The organism is Pseudomonas sp. S2_H01, assembly GCF_054668305.1.
Genome location: NZ_CP162756.1, coordinates 3,282,111 through 3,303,693, shown reverse-complemented (window position 1 = coordinate 3,303,693; position 21,583 = coordinate 3,282,111). Strand labels below are relative to the sequence as shown.

The window sequence follows — 21,583 nt, the reverse complement described above, 5'->3', positions numbered from 1 at the left end:
ACCAATGGTGTCTGATGCAACGCTATCGCGGGCAAGCGCGCTCTACAGGTTCTGCGAGCCTAGACCACCATCGCTGGCGCCCGCTCGCACAGCGTATTCAGGGCTTTCGCCCAGTTTGGATCATCGTTCAGGCAAGGGATCAAAATCAGCTCCTCGCCCCCCGCTTCCTTGAACTGCTCCGCCCCGCGATCCCCGATTTCTTCCAGTGTCTCGATGCAATCGGCCACGAATGCAGGGCACATCACCAACAGCTTCTTAACGCCCTGCGCCGCCAGTTCAGCCAGATGCGCTTCGGTGTAGGGCTCGATCCACTTGGCCCGCCCAAGACGCGACTGAAACGAGACCGACCACTTGCCATCGGGCAGTCCCATTCGCTTGGCGAACTCGGCAGACGAGCGCATGCATTGAGCGCGGTAACACACGGCGAGGACTTCAGGCGAAGCGTTTTCACAGCAGTTGCCGCCCTTGAAGCAATGGTAGCCCGTCGGGTCCAGCTTGGTGATATGCCGCTCAGGCAACCCGTGGAAGCTCAGTAACAGGTGATCGAAATCCTGCGCCAGATGCGGGCGCACGCTCTCTACCAATGCCTCAAGGTATTCGGGCTGATTAAAAAACGGCGGGACCAGCGAGAAATCGAAGTGCAGTTTCTTGTCCCGCACGACCCGCTTCGCCTCTTCGATCACCGTGGTCACGGTGCTGTCGGCAAACTGAGGGTACAGCGGGGCCAGGGTGACCTTCTTGATGCCCTGAGCCGCCAGGCGGGTCAGTACTGTTTCAATCGACGGCTCGCCATAACGCATCGCCAGCTCGACCGGGCCCTGCGTCCATTCCTGAGTCATGGCCTGCTGCAGACGCTTGCTCAATACCACCAGCGGCGAGCCTTCGTCCCACCAGATAGAAGCGTACGCATGGGCAGATTGTTCAGGACGTTTGATCAGGATGAGCGACACCAACAAACGCCGGACCGGCCACGGCAGATCAATAACGTACGGGTCCATCAGGAACTGATTGAGGTAGCGGCGAACGTCCGCTACTTCGGTGGAGGCTGGCGAACCCAGGTTAACCAGCAGCAACGCGTGATCGGTCATGCAACACCTTGATGTCAGTGGCGGCCTAGAAGATTTTCCAGTGCCGCGTGCAGATCGGTGAATCGGAAAGTGAATCCGGCGGCCTGCAGCCGGCTCGGGCTGGCGCGCTGGCCGCCCAGCAGCAATATCGACAACTCGCCCATGAGCACCTTCAACGCAAAAGCGGGCATGGGCATGAATGCCGGACGGTGCAGGATCGCGGCGAGCGTCTTGGCGAAATCGCGATTGCGGACCGGTGATGGCGCGCAGACATTATAGGGACCTTGGGCGTCATCCCGGTTCAACAGAAAATCAATCGCCGCGATTTGATCGTCGATATGGACCCACGGCATCCATTGCCGTCCATTGCCGATCGGCCCGCCCATCCCTAATTTGAACGGTGGCAACAGGCGCTGCATCATGCCGCCGTCACGGGCCAGCACCAAGCCAGTTCGCAGCAATACCACACGAATCCCAAGCCCCTCCGCCCGCTGCGCGGTTTCCTCCCAGGCGATGCACAGGCGACTGGCAAAGTCTTCGCTGACCGGCGCCGAGCTTTCATCAAGCTCTCGCTCCCCACCGTCGCCGTACCAGCCCACTGCAGATCCTGAAATAAGAACGCGGGGCTTTTGCTCCCGTCGTTCAAGCCAGGTTATGAGTTGTTCAGTGAGGGTGATGCGGCTGTCCCATAACAGCATTTTGCGTTTGCGGGTCCAGGGCCTGTCGGCGATCGGGGCGCCCGCCAGGTTGATCACGGCGTCGACCGTCTGGTCGCTGATGTCGTCCGGGTGCGCAATTCCGCGCACCCCAGCGCCGCAAAGACGCGGGACGTCTTCGGGCTTGCGACTCAACACCGTCAGTTGATGGCCTTGATCGCGCCAGTGTCGACACAAACGACGACCTATCAACCCTGTACCGCCGGTCAGCAAGATGTGCATGTCGGTGTTCCTCGCGTGGCGTTCATCGCAAATCGGTAGTCTATTTCTTCACAAACAATGTGCTTGTGAACGAAGCGAATAATGGAACCATAGGCCACGCTATAGAGAACGGCTCCTCACCCGTACGTTCGATTGATCCGTTCGAACAGTTGAACGATTCGGGTAAAGCGTCAGACTCAAGAATGAGCCCTGAGAAAGGTCAGCGTCCTGCGCGTCGAAGGACGATAAGTTATACCGAAGATCGGCATTGTACAGGTTTTAACTACGGCGTAGTCTGTGCAGACAAGGTAACGAGGCCCCTATGACTGTACCCATCGCAATCATCGGTACCGGTATCGCCGGACTCTCCGCTGCCCGAGCATTGCAAGCCGCCGGGCATGCCATCCACCTTTTCGACAAGAGCCGCGGCAGTGGCGGAAGAATGTCCAGCAAGCGCAGCGATGCAGGTGCGCTGGACATGGGCGCGCAATATTTCACGGCGCGCGACCGCCGTTTCGCGGCTGCCGTTCAGCAATGGCAGGCCGACGGTCACGTCGCCGAGTGGACGCCACTGCTCTACAACTTCCATGGCGGCCAATTGAGCCTGTCGCCCGACGAGCAAGTGCGTTGGGTCGGCAAGCCGCGCATGAGCGCAATTACCCGGGCCATGCTGGGCGATATGCCGGTTACATTTTCCTGCCGCATCACCGCAGTGTTCCGGGGCGAAGAGCACTGGAACTTGCTGGACGCTGACGGTCGCAGCCATGGCCCGTTCAGTCAGGTGGTGATCGCGATTCCGGCCCCGCAGGCCTCCACGTTGCTCGCCGCCGCGCCGAAGCTGGCCAGCGTGGTCGCAGGCGTGAAGATGGAGCCCACCTGGGCGGTCGCCCTGGCGTTCGACACGCCTTTGGAGACGCCGCTGGAAGGCTGCTTCGTGCAGGACAGCCCCATCGACTGGCTGGCGCGCAATCGCAGCAAACCGGGCCGTGACGACAAGATGGACACTTGGATCCTGCACGCCACCAGTGCCTGGAGCCGTCAGCATCTGGACATGCCCAAGGAGCAGGTGATCGACCACTTGCACGGTGCATTTGCCGAACTGATCAACTGCTCGATGCCGGCGCCTGCGTTCACCCTCGCCCACCGCTGGTTGTATGCACGGCCCGCCGGGGGACGTGAAGTCGGCGCGCTGTCCGATCCGGATCTGGGGCTGTATGTGTGTGGCGACTGGTGCCTGTCCGGTCGTGTCGAAGGCGCATGGCTCAGCGGCCAGGAGGCGGCACGTCGGCTGCTTGAACACTTGAAATGAATCACCTTAATCCGCGCAAATTGCTGCTGTCGAAATGGACAGCAGCCCGCCCTCAGCACCGTGAAAAACATTTTCTGGTCACCGAACTCTTCTGCGACGAAGAAGGCACGGTGCTGGAAATCGAATTACAGGCCGTGCTCACCAAGCGCAGCGAACGTCTGACCTGGCAGACACTGCAGGATGAGCAGACGTGGCGGATGGGGTGGAAATAGTCCAGCGTGCCCTGCCCTCCGGGAATGACGCTTCAATAATAGGCGCCGGCTTGCTGGCGACAATATCGGCGTCATGCTCAAGCCTTTGGAACGCCGCGAACCCTGTAGGAGCAATCGGAGGTTACGACGGTCGCGAAGGCGGTGTGTCATTCACCGTTGATACTGCTGACCCACCATATTCGCCAGCAAGCCGGCTCCTACAGTATCCGCGTCATGCTCAAACCTTTGGAACGCCGCGAACCCTGTAGGAGACGTCCGAGGTTACGAGGGCAGCGAACGCGGTGTGTCATTCAGCGTTGATACTGCTGACCCACCGTATTCGCCAGCAATCCGGCTCCTACAGTATCCGCGTCGTCCCCAAGTCCACGGAACGCCGCGAACCCTGTAGGAGACGTCCGAGGTTACGAGGGCAGCGAACGCGGTGCGTCATTCACCGTTGATACTGCTGACCCACCGTATTCGCCAGCAAGCCGGCTCCTACAGTATCCGCGTCATGCTCAAGCCTTTGGAACGCCGAGAACCCTGTAGGAGCAATCGGAGGCTACGACGGTCGCGAACGCGGTGTGTCATTCACCGATGATGCTGCTGACCCACCGCATTCGCCAGCAAGCCGGCTCCTACAATATCCGCGTCATTCTCAAGCCTTTGGAACGCCGCGAACCCTGTAGGAGCAATCGGAGGTTACGACGGTCGCGAACGCGGTGTGTCATTCAGCGTTGATACCGCTGACCCACCGCCTTCGCCAGCAAGCCGGCTCCTACAATATCCGCGTCATGCTCAAACCTTTGGAACGCCGCGAACCCTGTAGGAGACGTCCGAGGTTACGAGGGCAGCGAACGCGGTGTGTCATTCACCGTTGATACTGCTGACCCACCATATTCGCCAGCAAGCCGGCTCCTACAGTATCCGCGTCATGCTCAAACCTTTGGAACGCCGCGAACCCTGTAGGAGACGTCCGAGGTTACGAGGGCAGCGAACGCGGTGTGTCATTCAGCGTTGATACTGCTGACCCACCGTATTCGCCAGCAATCCGGCACAGTCTCTGGGCATGCAATCCACACTCCGAGTCAGCAAATCCCTCAAGCAACCTTGTACAAATAATTTGACTTGTACAACCTTGAACCTATGATGAACACACGTTGTACAGCCAAAAAAGGTTGTACAAGATGTTGATCGAGGTTTTGCCATGTCCACGCCACCGACCCCACCACAGCAACCCGCGTCAAAACCCAAGCTGGGCGTCAGCGCCTGCCTGATGGGTGTCGAGGTTCGATTCAACGGCGGGCACAAGGAATCGCACCTGCTGACGCGCGCGCTGAATGAGTATTTCGATTTCGTCCCGGCATGCCCGGAAGTTGCAATCGGCATGGGCATTCCGCGCGAAGCGATTCGTCTGGTCGGCGACCCGGAGCATCCTCAAGCCGTGGGCACGGTGCGCAAGGAAATGAATGTCACCCAGGCCCTCGCCGAATACGGCGAGCACATGGCCGAAGAAATGGACGATATCTGCGGCTACATCTTCATGCAGAAATCCCCGTCCTGCGGCCTTGAGCGTGTGAAGGTCTACCGCGATAACGGCGCACCGTTCGATGCCGGTGGACGCGGCATTTATGCCCAGGCGTTCTGCGCCAAGCATCCGGACCTGCCCGTGGAAGAAGACGGCCGGCTGAATGATCCCGTGCTGCGGGAAAATTTCATCACCCGCGTTTACGCCTACGCCGCCTGGCAAGCACTGCTGAAAAACGGCATCACGCGACGGGCGCTGACCGAGTTTCACTCGCGCTATAAATACCAGCTGATGGCCAACGACCCGGTTCAGTACAAAGCCTTGGGCAATATGCTGGGCAACATGGGACGCAGCGACCCCGTCGAGATTGCGCCTCGGTATTTCAGCGAGCTGATGAACGCCCTGAAGAAGCCCGCCACACGCCGGACCCACACCAACGTTCTGCAGCACCTGTGCGGTTATCTGCGCGACACCATCAGCGGCTCGGACAAGCAGGAAATTCAGGCCGTCATCCGTCAGTACCACCAAGGCATCGTGCCATTGGTCGTGCCGCTGACCTTGCTCAAACATCACTTCCGCCAACACCCCGACCCGTACATCGCGTTACAGGTTTACCTGCAACCGCATCCGGAAAACCTCAGCCTGCGTAACGCGATCTGACCGATGAAGAATATGACCTCTGAACCCTTGGATGACGAACCCCAGGCCGACTCCGAAACCTTCGAAGACGGCTGGTTGCCGATTCGCGAGGTCGCTCGTCTGACCGGTGTGAATGCGGTGACCCTGCGCGCCTGGGAGCGCCGCTATGGTCTGATCGTGCCTCACCGCACGCCCAAGGGGCACCGTTTGTACAGCACGGCGCACGTCGATCGCGTGCTGACGATTCTGACCTGGCTCAACCGCGGCGTGTCCGTCAGTCAGGTCAAGCAATTGATCGACAATGAGCAGTCACCGCCGCTCAGCGTTGAAAACGACTGGGATCGGCTGCGACAAAACCTGCTGGAGGCCATCACTGCACTGGCGGAGCGGCGACTGGACGACACGCTCAATCAAGCGATGTCGCTGTACCCGCCGCGCACCCTGTGCGAACAACTGCTGATGCCTTTGCTGGCTTCACTGGAGCAGCGTTGGCAGGGTCAGTTCGGCGCGCAGCTGGAGCGCGTGTTTTTCTATTCGTGGCTGCGCAGCAAATTCGGCGCCCGGCTCTACCACAACAACCGTCAGGTCAGTGGTGCACCGTTGTTGCTGATCAACCATTCCGACGTGCCCATGGAACCTCATGTGTGGCTGACCGCCTGGCTATTGAGCAGCGCCGATTGCCCCGTGGAGGTCTTCGACTGGCCTTTGCCGCCGGGTGAGTTGCCGCTGGCGTGCGAGTACCTCAAGCCGCGGGCGGTGCTGTTGTACTCCAGCAAATCGCTGAACCTGGCCCAGCTCCCTCGCCTTCTGAACAACATCGACTGCCCGACATTAATTATCGGACCCACGGTGCGCATCCATTCGGCCGAGTTATCCGTATCTGTCAGTGAGGTCCCCGGACTCACCCTTGCCGAAGACCCTTTGACCGCTCAGGCCACGCTGCAAAGCCTGGGTCTTATCTAAGGAATGAACATGCAACTCATCTGGCTGCGCAGCGATTTGCGCGTACACGACAACACTGCATTGAGCGCTGCCATGGAGCAGGGCCCCACGCTGGCCGTGTACATGATCAGTCCCGAGCAGTGGCACAGCCATGACGACGCGCCGTGCAAGGTCGACTTCTGGTTGCGCAACCTGGCTGCGCTCAAAATCGAACTCCAAGCGCTGAACGTGCCGTTGGTGATCGTGCACGCCGCGACCTGGGACAAGGCGCCCAAAGCGCTGCTCACGCTGTGCACGACCCACGGGATCGAGCAGGTTCACGTCAACGAAGAGTACGGCGTCAACGAGACTCGACGCGATGAAGACGTCGCCGCAGCGCTGGATAAACACGGCATCGGCTTTCACAGCCATCTGGACCAGCTGTTCTTCAAGCCCGGCAGCGTGCTGACGAAAAGCGGCGGGTATTTCAAGGTCTTCACCCAGTTCCGCAAGGTCTGTTACGCGCGCTTGCACTACTCGGTGCCAGCGGTGGTGCGCCTGCCCGGGAAGCAATCGGCATTGCACATCAAAAGCAACGATGTTCCGGAGCAGGTCACCGGTTTTGCCACGCCGTCCGATGCGCTGCGTGCACTGTGGCCTGCGGGCGAAAGCGAAGCCCGCCGGCGCCTCGAAGCCTTCACCGACGAACAAGTGCATTACTACCAGGATGAGCGCGACTTCCCGGCCAAGCCCGGGACCAGCCAGCTTTCGGCGTACCTGGCCGCGGGCGTCATCTCCCCTCGCCAATGCCTGCATGCGGCGTTGCGCAGCAACAACGGCGAATTCGAAACAGGAAACGCAGGCTCGGTGACCTGGATCAACGAGCTGCTGTGGCGCGAGTTTTATAAACACGTCTTGGTCGGATTCCCTCGCGTGTCGCGCCATCGCGCGTTCCGTCCTGAAACCGAGGCGTTGAAGTGGCGTCATGCGCCAAAGGACCTGGAAGCCTGGCAACAAGGGCGTACCGGGCTGCCGATCATTGACGCAGCGATGCGTCAGTTGCTGGAAACCGGCTGGATGCACAACCGTCTGCGCATGATCGTGGCGATGTACCTGACCAAGAACCTGCTGATCGACTGGCGTGAAGGGGAACGTTTCTTCATGCAGCACCTGATCGACGGGGATCTGGCGGCGAACAACGGTGGTTGGCAGTGGAGTTCGTCCACCGGCACCGACGCGTCACCCTATTTCCGCATCTTCAATCCGCAGAGCCAGTCAGAACGCTTCGACCCGGATGGCCGGTTCATCAAAACCTGGATTCCGGAGCTGGCCGACCTCAACAAACGGGATATTCATAACCCTTCGGCGCTGGGCGGGCTCTTTGGCGTCGCCGATTACCCGGCGCCGATCGTCGACCTGAAATCCAGTCGCGAACGCGCGCTGACCGCCTTCAAATCGCTGCCTCATCGACAAGCAGAGACTCAAGACCATGAGTGAATTCCTGCGCGATTACGCCCGGCGCTTCGCCGAACTCGACAAGGGGAACCTGCACCTGCTCGGCGAGCTATACAGCGATGACGTCGCCTTCACCGATCCATTGCACGAGGTTCACGGGCTGCCTGATCTGCGTAAGTACTTCGAGGACCTGTACGCCAACGTTACCGACTTGCAATTCGAGTTTCACGCCTTCGATCAGGTACGCGAAGGCAAGGGCTATTTGCGCTGGACCATGAGCTACCGCCATCCCCGTTTGAAGCAAGGTGAGCCGATCCTGGTTCACGGTTGCTCGCACTTGCTGTGGACGGACAACAAGGTGTTTCAGCATCGCGATTTCTTCGACGCCGGAGCATTGCTTTATGAGCACCTCCCCGTGATGGGCAGGATGATCCGGTGGCTCAAAGGGAGATTGGCATGAAGCGACGTATCTGGCTGACCGGCGCCAGCAGCGGCATCGGGCTGGCGCTGGCCGAAGAACTGCTGAAAGCAGGCCATCAGGTCGCGCTGACGGCGCGCACCCTCGAGCCGCTTGAAGCGCTGGATCAACGCTTTGCACATCAGGTATTGCTCGTGCCCGGCGACGTCGCCGATCCCGAAAACGTGACCGCCATTGGCGAGCGCATTGCTCAGGTCTGGGGAGCCGTGGACACGGTGATCCTCAATGCAGGCACGTGCGAATACATCGACGCGAGTCAATTCGATGCCGGTATGGTCGAGCGCGTGGTGAAGACCAACCTGATCGCCACCGCGTATTGCATTCAGGAAGCACTGCCCCTGCTGAGACTGGGTGATCGTCCGCATCTCGTCGGTGTGGCAAGTTCGGTTGCGCTGCTGCCGCTGACCCGCTCCGAAGCCTATGGAGCGTCGAAAGCCGGTTTGCGCTACCTGCTTCAATCCTTGCGCATCGATCTGGCGCAGGAAGGCATCGAAGTGACGGTCGTCAGCCCTGGCTTCGTCGACACCCCGCTGACGGCAAAAAATGACTTTCCGATGCCCATGCGCTGGTCTGCGCCAAAGGCCGCGCGGTACATCGCCGAACGCCTGGAAAAACCCCGTCGGCCGCTTGAAATCGCCTTTCCATTCGTATTCATTCTGCTGCTCAAGGCGATCGCCATCCTTCCCTTGCGCCTTCAATTGGCGCTGTGCAAACGCATGGTCCGCACATCGGCCAAGACCGGGGCGACCTCATGAAAATCGCGATCATCGGCAGCGGTATCTCGGGCCTGACCAGCGCCTGGTTGCTCAACCGCATGCATGACATCACCGTGTTCGAAGCCGATGACTGGATCGGCGGTCACACGCACACCGTCAACGTGTCCGTGAATGGCAAACAACACGCCATCGACACCGGGTTCATCGTCTTCAACGACTGGACCTACCCCAACTTCATCAAGTTGCTGGGCAAGCTGGGCGTGGCGTTCAAGCCCACCGAGATGAGTTTTTCAGTCTGCGACCCGCACAGCCGTACCGAATACAACGGCAATAACCTCAACAGCCTGTTCGCCCAGCGCAGCAACCTGCTGTCGCCGACCTTCTGGGGCATGCTGCGGGACATCCTGCGCTTCAATAAACAGGCATTCGCCGATCTGCAAAGCCAGCGCATTGCCGCGGACACCACGCTCGGCGCCTACCTGAAAGCGGAAGGTTACGGCCGGCGGTTTACCGAGCACTACATCGTGCCCATGGGCGCGGCGATCTGGTCGATGTCATTAGCCGACATGCTCGCCTTTCCGCTGCAGTTCTTCGTGCGTTTTTTCAAGAACCACGGTTTGCTTTCCGTCAGCAACCGCCCGCAATGGTGCGTCATCGAAGGCGGTTCCAGCCGTTACATCGAACCGCTGACCGCGTCGTTTCGCGACCGCATCCGCCTGAAATGCCCGGTCACCCGGGTCGAGCGTGACAAAGAGGGCGTGACGATTCACAGCGCTCAGGGCAGCGAGCGCTTCGACAAGGTGGTGTTCGCCTGCCACAGCGACCAAGCGCTGGCGATGCTGGCCGAGCCGAGTGCCACCGAGCAAGAAATACTCGGCGCCTTGCCCTACGCCGACAACGACGTCGTGCTGCATACCGACACCCGACTGCTGCCCAGCCGCCCACTGGCCTGGGCGAGCTGGAACTACCGGCTGGGCGGCGCGGGCGATCAATCGGCCGCCGTGACCTACGCGATGAACATTCTGCAAGGGATCGAAAGCGATACCACCTTCTGCGTCAGTCTCAACCAGACATCAGCCATCGATCCGGACAAGATCCTTGCGCGCTATCGATACGCTCATCCGCAATACAGCCTCAAGGGCATCGAGGCTCAAGGGCGCTGGCAAGAAGTGTTCGGTGCCCAGCACACCTATTACTGCGGCGCTTACTGGGCCAACGGTTTTCACGAAGACGGCGTGGTGAGCGCGTTGCGCGTTGCTTCTGCCTTTGGGGAATCGCTGTGAACAGCGCCCTGTACAGCGGCTGGGTGAGCCATCGGCGCTTTTCGCCCAAGGCCCACGCGTTCACGTACCGGATCGGCATGCTCTATCTCGACCTGGAAGAGCAGGACGCCGTGATGCAGCTGTCGCCCTTCGCCGGCATGAGCCGTATAGCGCCGTTTTCCTTTCGCCAGAGTGACTATTTGCGTGAATACACCGGACGCGGCATCTCGCTGACCGGCGCCGTACGCGACATTGTGCGCAAGGCGCTGGGCCATGCACCGCTGGGCCGTGTGTGCCTGCTGACCCAGGCGCGCAGTTGGGGGCTGTCGTTCAACCCGGTGAGTTTCTTCTACTGCTTCGAACGTAACGGCAACCTGGCGGCGATTGTTTGCGAGGTCACCAACACGCCCTGGCGTGAACGCTATCACTACGTCCTACCGGCCGACGCCGAGGGTCACCAGCATTTCGCGGTGGCGAAGGCCTTTCATGTCTCACCCTTTCTGCCCCGGGATCTGGAATACCGCATGAGTTTCAGCCAGCCGAGCGACCGGCTGGGCGTGCACATGGCGGACTGGCAGGGCGAGCACAAAGTGTTTGACGCGACCCTTAACTTGCAGCGTCAAACGCTGAGCCGCGCTGCCCTGCATCGCCATCTGCTGAGTTTCCCGTGGATGACCGCCAAGACATGCCTCGCCATTTACTGGCAGGCACTGCGCCTGTTCGCCAAACGCATACCGATTTTTTCCCATCAGGCCGCCGAAGGCTCGTACCGCAGTGCTGCCGTTGACAAGGATAGACGCCATGAAAAGCAGTAGCGCCATTGCCGGTTTCAGCACCAACAACCTGACCTCGAACCTGTTGCGACGTGGCGTGCTGAGGCAGCTCGCGCACCTTCGTCACGGACAGTTGGTGGTCTACGAAGGCGATGAGCGGCAGGTGTTTGGTGCTGCGGGCGCCGTGCTCCTGGGCGAGATTCACGTTCAGGATGCGGCCGTGTGGGGGCTGGTGGCCAGCAACGGGTCGATCGGCGCTGGCGAGGCCTTCATTCATGGCTACTGGACGAGCCCGGACCTGACCGCGGTCATTCGCGTATTCGTTAGCAATCTGGACGTGCTGGACGCACTGGAAGGCGGTCTGGCCCGTCTCAGTCGACCTTTCGTGCAGGGCCTGCACTGGCTCAACCGCAACACGCGCAAAGGCTCGCAGAAAAATATCGCGGCCCACTACGACCTGGGCAACGACCTGTTCGAGCAATTTCTCGACCCGACCATGATGTATTCGGCCGCGCAGTTCCTGACGCCTGATGACACGCTGGAGCAGGCGCAGTTGAACAAACTGGAGCGGATCTGTCAGAAGCTTTCGCTCAAACCCACCGATCACTTGCTGGAGATCGGCACGGGCTGGGGCAGCATGGCGATCTATGCCGCCCGGCACTACGGCTGCAAGGTCACGACCACGACCCTGTCCAAGGAACAATTTGCCTACACCGAAAAACGTATCGCCGAGCTCGGTCTGCAGGACCAGGTGACGCTGCTGCTCAGCGACTACCGTGACCTGACCGGGCAATACGACAAGCTGGTGTCCATCGAGATGATCGAAGCGGTCGGTCACCGCTTTCTGCGAACCTATTTCAAGCAGTGCACGCAGTTGCTCAAGGACGACGGTTTGATGCTGCTGCAGGCGATCACGATCAGGGAGCAGCGATACGAGCAGGCAAAACGCAGCGTCGACTTCATCCAGCGGTACATCTTTCCGGGCGGCGCCCTGCCTTCCGTCACCCGAATGCTTGAAATCGTCAGCGATGACACCGACATGAATCTGCTGCACATGGAGGATTTCGGGTTGCACTACGCAAAAACCCTGCGCCTGTGGCACGACAACTTCCGCCATGCGGCCGGCTACCTCACGGAACTGGGCTACGACGATTATTTCCTGCGCCTGTGGGAGTTTTACCTGTGCTACTGCGAGGGCGGCTTCATGGAACGCACCATCGGCACCGCGCAATTGTTACTGGCAAAACCCAAGGCTGTGCCGCAGCCGCTTCTGGGACGTTTCGATGCTTAAGAACCTGACAAATGCCGCGCTGTTCCAGATCGGCTGGTTCACCTGTGTGCTCGGTGGGAACAGTGGCTGGCTGCTGATCACGTTCGTTATTCTTGTCGTCCACCTGTTCCTGATCGGCTCGTGGCGCAGTGAGGGCAAGCTGCTGATGACGGTGTTCGCGCTGGGCTGCGTGCTCGACAGCGCGCTGATCAAGTTGGGCGTTTTCGATTTCGGGGAAGCCGGCAAGGTCATTCCGCTGTGGCTTGCCTTGTTGTGGCCGCTGCTGGCCACAACGCTGGGGCATTGTCTGGCCTGGTCGGCCAGGCCCTGGTGGCTGGCGAGCGCGCTCGGCGCCGTGGGTGGACCGGCCTCCTACATCGCCGGATCCCACCTCACTTACGTTCAGTTGCCGTTGGGCGTCTGGCCAAGCGTCCTGATACTGGGCGCGATCTGGGCCGTCGTCTTCCCGTTGCTGCACTGGCTGGCCCACTATTTTCGCGACGCCCGTGCGCATGAGGTATCGGCGTGAAGGCTGCGTCCGTCAGTCCAGCCACCGGCCTGTTCGACACTGCTTTACACTGCGCCGCATGACTTCCATCCCCCTGCTCCAACTCCCCGTAGAACCCGCCGAGCCTGTGGTGACGTGTTCAACCTGCGCCGCATGCTGCTGCCAGCTTGAGGTGATGCTGATCACCGACACGGGCGTGCCTGAACGGTTTATCGACACCGACGATTGGGGCGGCGAAGTCATGTTGCGCCTGGACGACGGCTGGTGCGCGGCACTGGATCGCGACACGATGATGTGCACGATCTACGACAAGCGGCCGTTGATCTGCAGGGAATTTGAGATGGGTGCACCGGAGTGCATCACTGAGCGGGAAGGGATTGCTACGGCGTATTTGTAACCCGTGACCACACGTTCGGACTGCAACCACTGTGGGAGCGAATTCATTCGCGAAAAATTGTTCAGCCGATGAAGAGGTGTCGGCTGTACTGGCCAATCGCGAATGAATTCGCTCCCACAGGTTATCCCAGGCGACTGAACGCTTAGAACGGCATCGTGTAATGAATCGCGTAGCTTTCAATACCGTCGTTATTGGTGGTCAGGCCGCCGTTGGAATAGTGAGTCGCGCGCAAGCCGACTTCATGACCACCGGCAAAGCGCAAACCGAAGCCCAGACGGTCTTCGAACTGGAACGCACTGCCCAACTTGTTGCCTTCGACTTCCGTGCGCTGGAATACCGCTGCACCGATACCGGCTTCGATGTAAGGCTTGACGCTTTCGCCGGAAAATTCGTAAACGAACACCGGAGAGAACGACAGGCTGTTGTTGCTGGAACTCTTGTCACCTTCCCAGTACGTGTAGGCACCACTCCAGTAGCCGGTCAGACGACCCACACCGGTTTGCCACCAACTCTTGTCCCAATCAAATTGCGCGCCCAAACGATAGGTCATTGTCGATTCGCCGGTGTGCCCCACCGAAAACTCAACCCCATCCGCTTGTGCGATCGCACTTTGCCCCGTTAACGCGGCCGCAATCGCAGCCAAACAAAACAGTCGCTTCATCTGAAACTTCCCATTTCCGAGTGCAGTTAGAAATTTTTATATCGACAGACGTGGTGTAGAAATCTGCCTGCGAACAATAGTTCAGTCAAAAACAGCGCTATTCACGTTTTTTTCACGAACCGAAGCTTCGCACACTGTCAGATTTTTTCCATAGTAACGGTAGGATGTTTCTGAAATTGTCTGGATCGCCGCTGGTCCAGAACTGCGCTGGTTGGGGATGGCCGCTCGCGAGCAGATCGCGCTGGCTGAGTAAGCGCTGCAATTGCCGGGCGACAGCGGCGCCCGTGTCGATCAAGGTGATCGAAGCCGGGATCATTTCCCGCAGCAGCGATTTGAGAAAGGGGTAATGGGTGCAGCCCAGGATGATCGTGTCGCAACCTGCCGCCAGCAGTGGCTGAACGTAACTGTGCAGCAGTTGGCGGATTTCCGGACTGACCAGATCACCGGTTTCAATCAGCTCCACCAATCCGGGGCAAGGCTGAGTGATCACCTGCACATCGGCAGCGAAACGGTCCAGCAAGGCTGCAAACTTGGCGCTTTGCAGGGTGCCGGTGGTAGCGAGCACACCCACCACACCGCTCTGAGTCGCAGCCGCTGCGGGTTTGACCGCCGGCTCCATGCCGACGATCGGCCAGTCCGGATAACGCTCGCGCAGATCGGCAACACCCGCCACGGTTGCCGTATTGCAGGCCAGCACCAAAGCCTTGGCGCCTTTATCACGAAAGAATTCAGCGATGGCCACGCAACGCTGACGAATGAACTCCGGGGTCTTTTCGCCGTAGGGAATATGGCCGCAATCCCCGACGTACAGCAGGGACTCATTGGGTAACAGACGACTGATTTCGCCCAGTACGGACAAACCGCCGACACCCGAGTCGAACACCGCAACCGGCGCGTCGTTATCCCTAGCCATGCTTGATGATTCCCTTCATGGCTCGATTCAATTCAAGCCCCCGCGCCACAGATGCTGCAGCCAGGATCCCGTTTGACCTTGAGCTCGCGGAACCGGGTGCCCAACGCATCGATCAACAGCAGACGACCTACCAAGGGCTCACCAAATCCGGCCAGCAACTTCAGTGCTTCGAGCGCTTGCAGGCTGCCCACCAGGCCGACCAATGGACCGATGACGCCCGCCTCGCTGCAGGTGAGCTCGGCTTCGCTGCCATGCCCGTATAGGCAGTGGTAGCACGGGCTCTCGGCGCGACGTGGATCAAACACCGACAGTTGCCCTTCGAGGCGAATTGCGGCGCCGCTGACCAGCGGCTTGCCGGCCGCCACACACGCGGCATTGACGGCCTCGCGGGTGGAAAAGTTATCCGAGCAGTCGAGTACCAGATCCACAGCCTCGACGGCAGCGGCGAGAGAGTCGACATCCAGCGCCGCACGGTGCGGCACCAGCTTGATTTCAGGGTTGATCGCGGTCAGGCGAGTGATGGCCGAATCGACCTTGCTCTGCCCCACGCTCTGGGTGTCGTGAATGATCTGGCGTTGCAGGTTGGTGAGGTCGACGCTGTCGAAATCCGCCAGGTGCAGCTCACCAACACCGGCGGCCGCCAGGTAAAGCGCGACTGGAGACCCCAGACCGCCCACGCCGACCACCAGCGCGCGGCTTTGCTTGAGGCGCAACTGGCCGTCGATGTCCACCTGCTGCAATAGAATCTGCCGGCTGTAGCGCAGCAGTTCTTGATCGGTCAGCACGGCACGCGTCCGAAGGTGATGCGTTCGTGATCACCCAGATCGCGGCGGGTCTGGATCTGCTCGAAACCATGACGATTGAGCAACTCACGCACGGCCGCGCCCTGATCGTAACCGTGCTCCAGCAACAACCAGCCGCCGGCTTCCAGGTGCGCAGGTGCCTGCGAAACGATGAGCCGCAGGTCGTCCAGGCCGTCGGTGCCCGACACCAGCGCACTGCTCGGCTCGAAACGCACGTCGCCTTCAACGAGGTGTGGATCGTTGGAGGCAATGTAAGGCGGGTTACTCAGGATCAGGTCAAAGCGCTGACCTTCCACTGCGCTGAACCAATGGCTGCGCATGACGTGCGCATTGTCCAGGTGCAGGCGCTGGCGATTGCGCTCGGCCAGCTCGACCGCCTCGTCGACGCGATCCACCGCTGTGACGGTCCACTGAGGGCGATCTTTGGCCAGCGACAAGGCAATGGCGCCCGTCCCGGTCCCCAGGTCGAGCAAGCGATGAGGGATCGCACTGGGCAACAGTTCCAGCGCGGTTTCCACGAGCATTTCTGTCTCTGGACGAGGAATCAGCGTGTGGGTCGCGACTTCGAGGTCGATGTTCCAGAAACCCTGCTGGCCCAGAATGTAGGCAACCGGTTCGCCCGTACGACGGCGCTTCAGAAAACCATCGAATGCCTGCGCGGCTTCGGTGCTGACGATACGCTCCGGCCAGGTGTGCAAAAAGCTGCGCGGCTTGCCCAGGGCAGCCGCCAACAGCAGTTCGACATCCAGCCGGGCTGTCGGAGAATCCGGCAGTTCAGCGTTTCTTAACAAGCTGGCGATGATGGTCATTTACTCACCCAGTGCCGCAAGTTGATCTGCCTGATACTCGGCAAGCAACGGTTCTATCACTGCATCGACTCCACCCGCCAAAACTTCATCCAGCGAGTACAGCGTCAGGTTCACGCGATGGTCCGTCACTCGCCCCTGTGGAAAATTGTACGTCCGGATACGCTCCGAACGATCGCCCGATCCCACCAGCAGCTTACGCTCGCTGGCGATCGCATTGGCGGCCGCAGCAGTCTGCTGATCGTTGAGCTTGGCCGACAACCAGGCCATGGCCCGGGCGCGGTTCTTGTGCTGGGAACGCTCTTCCTGACACTCGACGACAATACCGGTCGGCAAGTGAGTGATGCGAATCGCCGAGTCAGTCTTGTTGACGTGCTGACCACCCGCACCGGACGACCGGTAGGTGTCGACCCGCAGGTCCGCCGGATTGATCTCGATGGCTTGCTGCTCATCAGGTTCAGGCAACACCGCCACGGTGCAGGCCGAGGTGTGGATACGGCCCTGGGATTCGGTTTCAGGCACGCGCTGAACACGGTGCGCGCCGGACTCGAATTTCAGTTTGCCATAGACGTTGTCCCCTTCGACCCGGGCGATGACTTCCTTGAAGCCACCATGCTCACCCTCGTTCTCCGACAGGATCTCAACCCGCCAGCCGCGACGCTCGGCGTAACGCGAATACATTCGGAACAGGTCGCCTGAGAAAATCGCTGCTTCGTCACCACCGGTGCCCGCACGAATCTCGAGAAAGACGTTGCGACCGTCGTTGGGGTCCTTGGGCAGCAGCATCTTCTGCAGATCGCTTTCCAGGACTTCCAGCTGATCCTTGGCCTCGCGCACTTCCTCGACAGCCATTTCGCGCATGTCCGGATCGCTGTCCTTGAGCAGTGCCTGGGCACCTTCAAGGTCGCTCTGCACTTTCTGCAGCTGCTTGTAGGCCTGGATCACCGGTTCGACTTCGGCGTACTCGCGGGAGTAGGCGCGGAATTTGGTCTGATCGGAAATGACTTCCGCATCACCCAGCAGCGCGGTCAATTCCTCGAAACGGTCGCTGAGCACGTCCAGCTTATTGAGCAGTGAAGCTTTCATTGCGGGGGTTTATCCGTGGAGCCCTCATTGAGGGCAAAGAGTTCCTGGGCCATGGCCAGCGCATCGACGCGGCCTTCGGCGGACAGCTTTTTCAGTTGCACGCTCGGCGCATGCATCAATTTATTGGTCAGGCCTCGTGCCAGCGCCATCAACACATCTTCGGCGTTACTGCCGTTGGCAAGCATGCGTTGCGCTTTCTGCAGCTCTTCATCACGCAAGCGTTCGCTTTGCTGACGATACGCCTTGAGCACGTCGACCGCCGCCAGTTCGCGCAGGCGCGACATGAAATCGTCGACGCCCAGACTCACCAGTTCCTCTGCTGCCTGGGCTGCGCCCTGACGGCTCTTGAGGTTTTCGGCGACGACTTCGTGCAGATCGTCCACGGTGTAGAGGTAAACGTCGTCCAGCTCGCCGACTTCCGGCTCGATGTCACGCGGGACCGCGATGTCCACCATGAAAATCGGCTTGTGCTTGCGCAGCTTCAGGGCACTTTCCACCGCGCCCTTGCCCAGAATCGGCAACTGACTGGCCGTGGAACTGATGACGATGTCGCTGTTGACCAGTTCGGCGGGAATATCGGCCAGCAACACCGCATGCGCACCGAACTCTTCGGCCAGGATGCTTGCGCGCTCCAGCGTCCGGTTGGCGACAACGATACGCTTGACCCCCAGATCGTGCAGGTGTCGGGCGACCAGCGTGATGGTCTCGCCGGCCCCGATCAACAGGGCCTGGCTGCGCTGCAGGTCACTAAAGATCTGTTTGGCCAGGCTGACCGCGGCAAACGCCACCGACACCGGGTTCTCACCGATGGCGGTGTCGGTACGCACCTGCTTGGCCGCGCTGAAGGTGGCCTGAAACAAACGGCCGAGCAGCGGGCCAATGGTCCCCGCTTCCCGAGCCACGGCATAGGCGGACTTCATCTGGCCGAGAATCTGAGGCTCGCCCAGCACCAGCGAATCCAGCCCGGAAGCGACGCGCATCATGTGGCGCACCGCCGCGTCTTCCTCGTGCACATACGCACTGGCACGCAGGTCTTCGATGTTCAGGTGGTGATAATCGGCCAGCCAGCTCAGGACCACGTCGGCAGTGAGGTGATCCTGCTCTATATAAAGCTCGCTGCGATTGCACGTCGAAAGAATGGCCGCTTCCCGACTCTGGGTCAGGCGACACAGCTGCTGTAATGCCTCAACCAGCTGCTCAGGCGTAAATGCCACGCGCTCGCGGACATCCACTGATGCAGTCTTATGGTTGATACCCAGAGCAAGAAAGGCCATTCAAGGTCGCTGATGGTGACGTGAAGCCGGCAATTGTCCTACTTCAATAGATTCAGGACAACCACCGCAATACATTCAGAACGACCAGGACAGTCTATTGTCCCTATAGAGATCCGCTTCGCCGCGATGCACCTGCGACAAATTGTCCAAGCGCAGGCCGTAGATTAAGGGTCTTTAGTTTTCTCGTGGGCTGTGGGTTTGCTCCCTGCCTTGTGTCATGATGCTTTCAAACCGCAGGTAAGCCGCCCTCTCTTCTATATGAATAAATCCTCCGCGTTGTTCCTTGCCCTTGTCGTTCTTGGTGGCTGTCAGTCCACGGCCCCTGTTTCCACGGAGCCTGCTGCTCCGGCGAAAGAAGCGACGCCCGCACCTGAAGCCAAGCCGCAGGTTTACGGTTCGTTCACCCAGGAAACGGTCGTCAGCCTGCTGACCGCCGAGCTTGCCGGGCAACGCAATCGCTTCGACATTGCGCTGGACAACTACGTGACCCAGGCGATCCAGACCCAGGATCCGGGGATTTCCGAGCGCGCCTTCCGCATCGCCGAATACCTGGGGGCTGATCAAGCCGCACTGGACACGTCGATGATCTGGGCAAAAAACGACCCGACCAATCTCGAAGCTCAACGCGCCGCCGCCATCCAGCTGGCGCGCGCCGGGCGCTATGACGACTCCATGCGCTATATGGAGAAGGTGCTGCAAGGTCAGGGCGATACCCACTTTGACTTCCTGGCGCTGTCGGCAGCCGAAACTGACTCCAACACCCGCAAGGGCCTGCTTACCAGCTTCGATCGCCTGCTGGCCAAATACCCGAAAAACGGTCAGCTGATATTCGGCAAAGCCCTTCTGTTGCAACAGGAAGGCGACAACACCGCTTCGTTGAAACTGCTAGAAGACAATCCGCCGGGCGAAGGCGAAGTCGCACCGATTCTGCTGCGCGCGCGCCTGCTGCAAAGCATGAATCGCGGCAAGGAAGCGCTGCCGCTGCTGGAAAAAAGCATCAAGAAGTACCCGGACGACAAACGCCTGCGCCTGACTTACGCGCGCATGCTGGTCGAACAAAACCGCATGGAAGACGCAAAGGTCCAGTTCTCGAGCCTTGTTCAGCAGTACCCGGATGACGACGAGTTGCGTTACTCCCTGGCGCTGGTCTGCCTGGAAAACAAGGCGTGGGATGAAGCACAGGGTTATCTGGAAGACCTGGTTGCCCGGGGCAGCCATGTCGATTCGGCCCATGTGAATCTGGGTCGTATCTATGAAGAGCGCAACGACCCGCAGAGCGCTCTGAGCGAATATTCGCAGGTTGGTCCAGGCAACGATTACCTGCCGGCGCAGTTGCGTCAGGCCGATATTCTGATGAGCAACGGCAGCACCGCCGAAGCGTCCAAGCGCTTGGCTCAGGCCCGCGCCGACCAACCGGATTACACCATTCAGCTGTACCTGATCGAAGCGGAAACCCTGACCAACAACAATCAGAGCGACCGTGGCTGGCAGGTACTGACCCAAGCGCTGAAGCAATACCCGGATGATCTGAACCTGCTTTATACCCGCGCCATGCTCGCGGAGAAACGCAATGACCTGAAGCAGATGGAGACCGATCTGCGGGCGATTCTCAAGCGCGAGCCTGACAACGCCATGGCGCTCAATGCGCTGGGTTACACCCTGTCCGATCGCACGACGCGCTACGCCGAGGCCAAGGAACTGATCGAGCGCGCGCATCAGCTCAACCCGGAAGATCCGGCGGTGCTCGACAGCCTGGGCTGGGTCAATTACCGCCTGGGTAATCTCGACGAGGCCGAACGCCTGCTGCGTGAGGCGTTGGAGCGCTTTCCAGATCACGAAGTCGCCGCGCACCTGGGTGAAGTACTGTGGGCCAAAGGTCAGCAGCGCGAAGCTCGAAAAGTGTGGGGCAAGGCCCTCGAACAGCAACCTGACAGCCCGGTCCTGCGCAGCACCCTCAAGCGCTTGACCGGCTCCGAGACCCTCTGATTTATGTTATTGCGCCACGTACTTGCATTCAGTCTGATCGCCCTGCTCGCCGGTTGCGCCGGCATCACGCCCCACGAAGCCGTTCAAGGCAAGGGCGACGCCAACACGTGGCGCGCCAACAAAGAACAGCTTGCCAGCCTCGACGGTTGGCAAATCAACGGCAAGGTCGGCATTCGAGCGCCGAAGGACTCAGGCAGCGGCACGCTGTTCTGGCTGCAACGTCAGGATTATTACGACATTCGCCTCTCCGGCCCGCTCGGTCGGGGCGCAGCACGCTTGACTGGCCGCCCGGGTGCCGTGTCGCTGGAAGTTGCCAATCAGGGCCGTTACGACGCGCCGGATCCGGAAACCCTGCTCAAGGATCAACTGGGCTGGAAGCTCCCCGTTTCGCATCTGGTCTGGTGGGTCCGCGGCCTGCCCGCACCTGACAGCAAGAGCAGCCTGACACTGGACGGCGACAGTCGCCTGTCCAACCTGGAGCAGGACGGCTGGCAGATCGAATACCTGAGCTACACCGAACAGAACGGCTACACGCTGCCCGAGCGCATGAAACTGCACGGTCAGGACCTGGACGTCACGCTGGTCATCAAGGACTGGCAGCCGCGTAAGCTGGGGCAGTAAGC

Annotated in this window: 22 protein-coding genes; 14 read left to right on the top strand and 8 right to left on the bottom strand. The window is 60.1% G+C overall.

Annotated elements, in window-relative coordinates:
- Positions 1–59: 59 nt before the first annotated feature.
- Both hemH and AB4N84_RS14755 read right to left on the bottom strand, forming a co-directional pair.
- Positions 60–1,088 carry a ferrochelatase gene (hemH, locus tag AB4N84_RS14760; protein ID WP_460046868.1) on the bottom strand — a complete coding sequence of 343 codons (1,029 nt, stop codon included), beginning with the start codon at positions 1,086–1,088 and terminating at the stop codon, positions 60–62.
- 14 nt (positions 1,089–1,102) lie between these two features.
- A complete protein-coding gene (locus tag AB4N84_RS14755; protein WP_460046867.1) occupies positions 1,103–2,005 on the bottom strand; it encodes a TIGR01777 family oxidoreductase in 903 nt (300 codons plus the stop codon).
- Between the two features lie 301 nt (positions 2,006–2,306).
- Here AB4N84_RS14755 and AB4N84_RS14750 point away from each other — a divergent pair, with 301 nt between their 5' ends.
- The 12 genes from AB4N84_RS14750 to AB4N84_RS14695 all read left to right on the top strand — a co-directional run bounded on the left by AB4N84_RS14750 (position 2,307) and on the right by AB4N84_RS14695 (position 13,431).
- Positions 2,307–3,293, top strand: a complete 987-nt coding sequence (locus AB4N84_RS14750) for an NAD(P)/FAD-dependent oxidoreductase (protein ID WP_460046866.1) — start codon at positions 2,307–2,309, stop codon at positions 3,291–3,293.
- On the top strand, positions 3,290–3,505 hold the full coding sequence (locus tag AB4N84_RS14745; protein WP_460046865.1) for a TIGR02450 family Trp-rich protein: 216 nt from the start codon (positions 3,290–3,292) through the stop codon (positions 3,503–3,505). The genes AB4N84_RS14750 and AB4N84_RS14745 overlap by 4 nt, the downstream gene beginning before the upstream one ends.
- Positions 3,506–4,691: 1,186 nt before the next feature.
- The gene (locus AB4N84_RS14740) at positions 4,692–5,672 is read left to right on the top strand and encodes a YbgA family protein (protein ID WP_460046864.1); all 981 of its coding nucleotides are present in this window, start codon (positions 4,692–4,694) and stop codon (positions 5,670–5,672) included.
- Between the two features lie 12 nt (positions 5,673–5,684).
- Entirely contained in the window at positions 5,685–6,614 is a 930-nt protein-coding gene (locus tag AB4N84_RS14735; protein ID WP_460046863.1) for a MerR family transcriptional regulator, read from the top strand.
- A 9-nt stretch (positions 6,615–6,623) separates the two neighbouring features.
- Positions 6,624–8,069, top strand: coding sequence for a deoxyribodipyrimidine photo-lyase (phrB, locus tag AB4N84_RS14730; protein WP_460046862.1), 1,446 nt, complete (start codon positions 6,624–6,626; stop codon positions 8,067–8,069).
- Positions 8,062–8,487: a nuclear transport factor 2 family protein gene (locus AB4N84_RS14725; RefSeq protein WP_460046861.1), complete on the top strand. Its 426-nt coding sequence runs from the start codon at positions 8,062–8,064 to the stop codon at positions 8,485–8,487. Before phrB ends, AB4N84_RS14725 begins: the two co-directional genes overlap by 8 nt.
- Complete coding sequence (locus tag AB4N84_RS14720) at positions 8,484–9,260, top strand: SDR family NAD(P)-dependent oxidoreductase (RefSeq protein ID WP_460046860.1); 777 nt, start codon at positions 8,484–8,486, stop codon at positions 9,258–9,260. The genes AB4N84_RS14725 and AB4N84_RS14720 overlap by 4 nt, the downstream gene beginning before the upstream one ends.
- Positions 9,257–10,504 (top strand): NAD(P)/FAD-dependent oxidoreductase, encoded by a 1,248-nt coding sequence (locus AB4N84_RS14715; protein ID WP_074753545.1) that lies wholly within the window; start codon positions 9,257–9,259, stop codon positions 10,502–10,504. Before AB4N84_RS14720 ends, AB4N84_RS14715 begins: the two co-directional genes overlap by 4 nt.
- Positions 10,501–11,298, top strand: coding sequence for a DUF1365 domain-containing protein (locus tag AB4N84_RS14710; protein WP_460046859.1), 798 nt, complete (start codon positions 10,501–10,503; stop codon positions 11,296–11,298). Before AB4N84_RS14715 ends, AB4N84_RS14710 begins: the two co-directional genes overlap by 4 nt.
- Positions 11,285–12,547: a class I SAM-dependent methyltransferase gene (locus tag AB4N84_RS14705; protein WP_460046857.1), complete on the top strand. Its 1,263-nt coding sequence runs from the start codon at positions 11,285–11,287 to the stop codon at positions 12,545–12,547. The genes AB4N84_RS14710 and AB4N84_RS14705 overlap by 14 nt, the downstream gene beginning before the upstream one ends.
- A complete protein-coding gene (locus AB4N84_RS14700) occupies positions 12,540–13,055 on the top strand; it encodes a DUF2878 domain-containing protein (protein ID WP_460046855.1) in 516 nt (171 codons plus the stop codon). Before AB4N84_RS14705 ends, AB4N84_RS14700 begins: the two co-directional genes overlap by 8 nt.
- Positions 13,056–13,113: 58 nt before the next feature.
- Entirely contained in the window at positions 13,114–13,431 is a 318-nt protein-coding gene (locus AB4N84_RS14695; protein WP_074753541.1) for a YkgJ family cysteine cluster protein, read from the top strand.
- Between the two features lie 142 nt (positions 13,432–13,573).
- Here the strand turns inward: AB4N84_RS14695 and AB4N84_RS14690 are convergent, their stop codons facing one another.
- From AB4N84_RS14690 to hemA, 6 genes are all read right to left on the bottom strand, one after another.
- Positions 13,574–14,092, bottom strand: coding sequence for an acyloxyacyl hydrolase (locus tag AB4N84_RS14690; protein WP_460046854.1), 519 nt, complete (start codon positions 14,090–14,092; stop codon positions 13,574–13,576).
- A gap of 112 nt (positions 14,093–14,204) precedes the next feature.
- Complete coding sequence (gene murI / locus AB4N84_RS14685; protein WP_460046852.1) at positions 14,205–15,005, bottom strand: glutamate racemase; 801 nt, start codon at positions 15,003–15,005, stop codon at positions 14,205–14,207.
- A 32-nt stretch (positions 15,006–15,037) separates the two neighbouring features.
- A complete protein-coding gene (locus AB4N84_RS14680) occupies positions 15,038–15,790 on the bottom strand; it encodes a molybdopterin-synthase adenylyltransferase MoeB (RefSeq protein ID WP_460046850.1) in 753 nt (250 codons plus the stop codon).
- Positions 15,784–16,617 (bottom strand): peptide chain release factor N(5)-glutamine methyltransferase, encoded by an 834-nt coding sequence (gene prmC, locus AB4N84_RS14675; RefSeq protein WP_074753537.1) that lies wholly within the window; start codon positions 16,615–16,617, stop codon positions 15,784–15,786. The genes AB4N84_RS14680 and prmC overlap by 7 nt, the downstream gene beginning before the upstream one ends.
- The gene (gene prfA / locus AB4N84_RS14670) at positions 16,618–17,700 is read right to left on the bottom strand and encodes a peptide chain release factor 1 (protein WP_346832709.1); all 1,083 of its coding nucleotides are present in this window, start codon (positions 17,698–17,700) and stop codon (positions 16,618–16,620) included. It abuts the gene before it with no gap.
- Positions 17,697–18,974: a glutamyl-tRNA reductase gene (gene hemA, locus AB4N84_RS14665; protein ID WP_074753535.1), complete on the bottom strand. Its 1,278-nt coding sequence runs from the start codon at positions 18,972–18,974 to the stop codon at positions 17,697–17,699. Before hemA ends, prfA begins: the two co-directional genes overlap by 4 nt.
- Before the next feature lie 258 nt (positions 18,975–19,232).
- Between hemA and AB4N84_RS14660 the strand changes: the two genes are divergently transcribed.
- On the top strand, positions 19,233–20,960 hold the full coding sequence (locus tag AB4N84_RS14660; protein ID WP_460046848.1) for a tetratricopeptide repeat protein: 1,728 nt from the start codon (positions 19,233–19,235) through the stop codon (positions 20,958–20,960).
- 3 nt (positions 20,961–20,963) lie between these two features.
- Positions 20,964–21,581, top strand: a complete 618-nt coding sequence (lolB, locus tag AB4N84_RS14655; protein ID WP_460046847.1) for a lipoprotein insertase outer membrane protein LolB — start codon at positions 20,964–20,966, stop codon at positions 21,579–21,581.
- Positions 21,582–21,583: the final 2 nt, after the last annotated feature.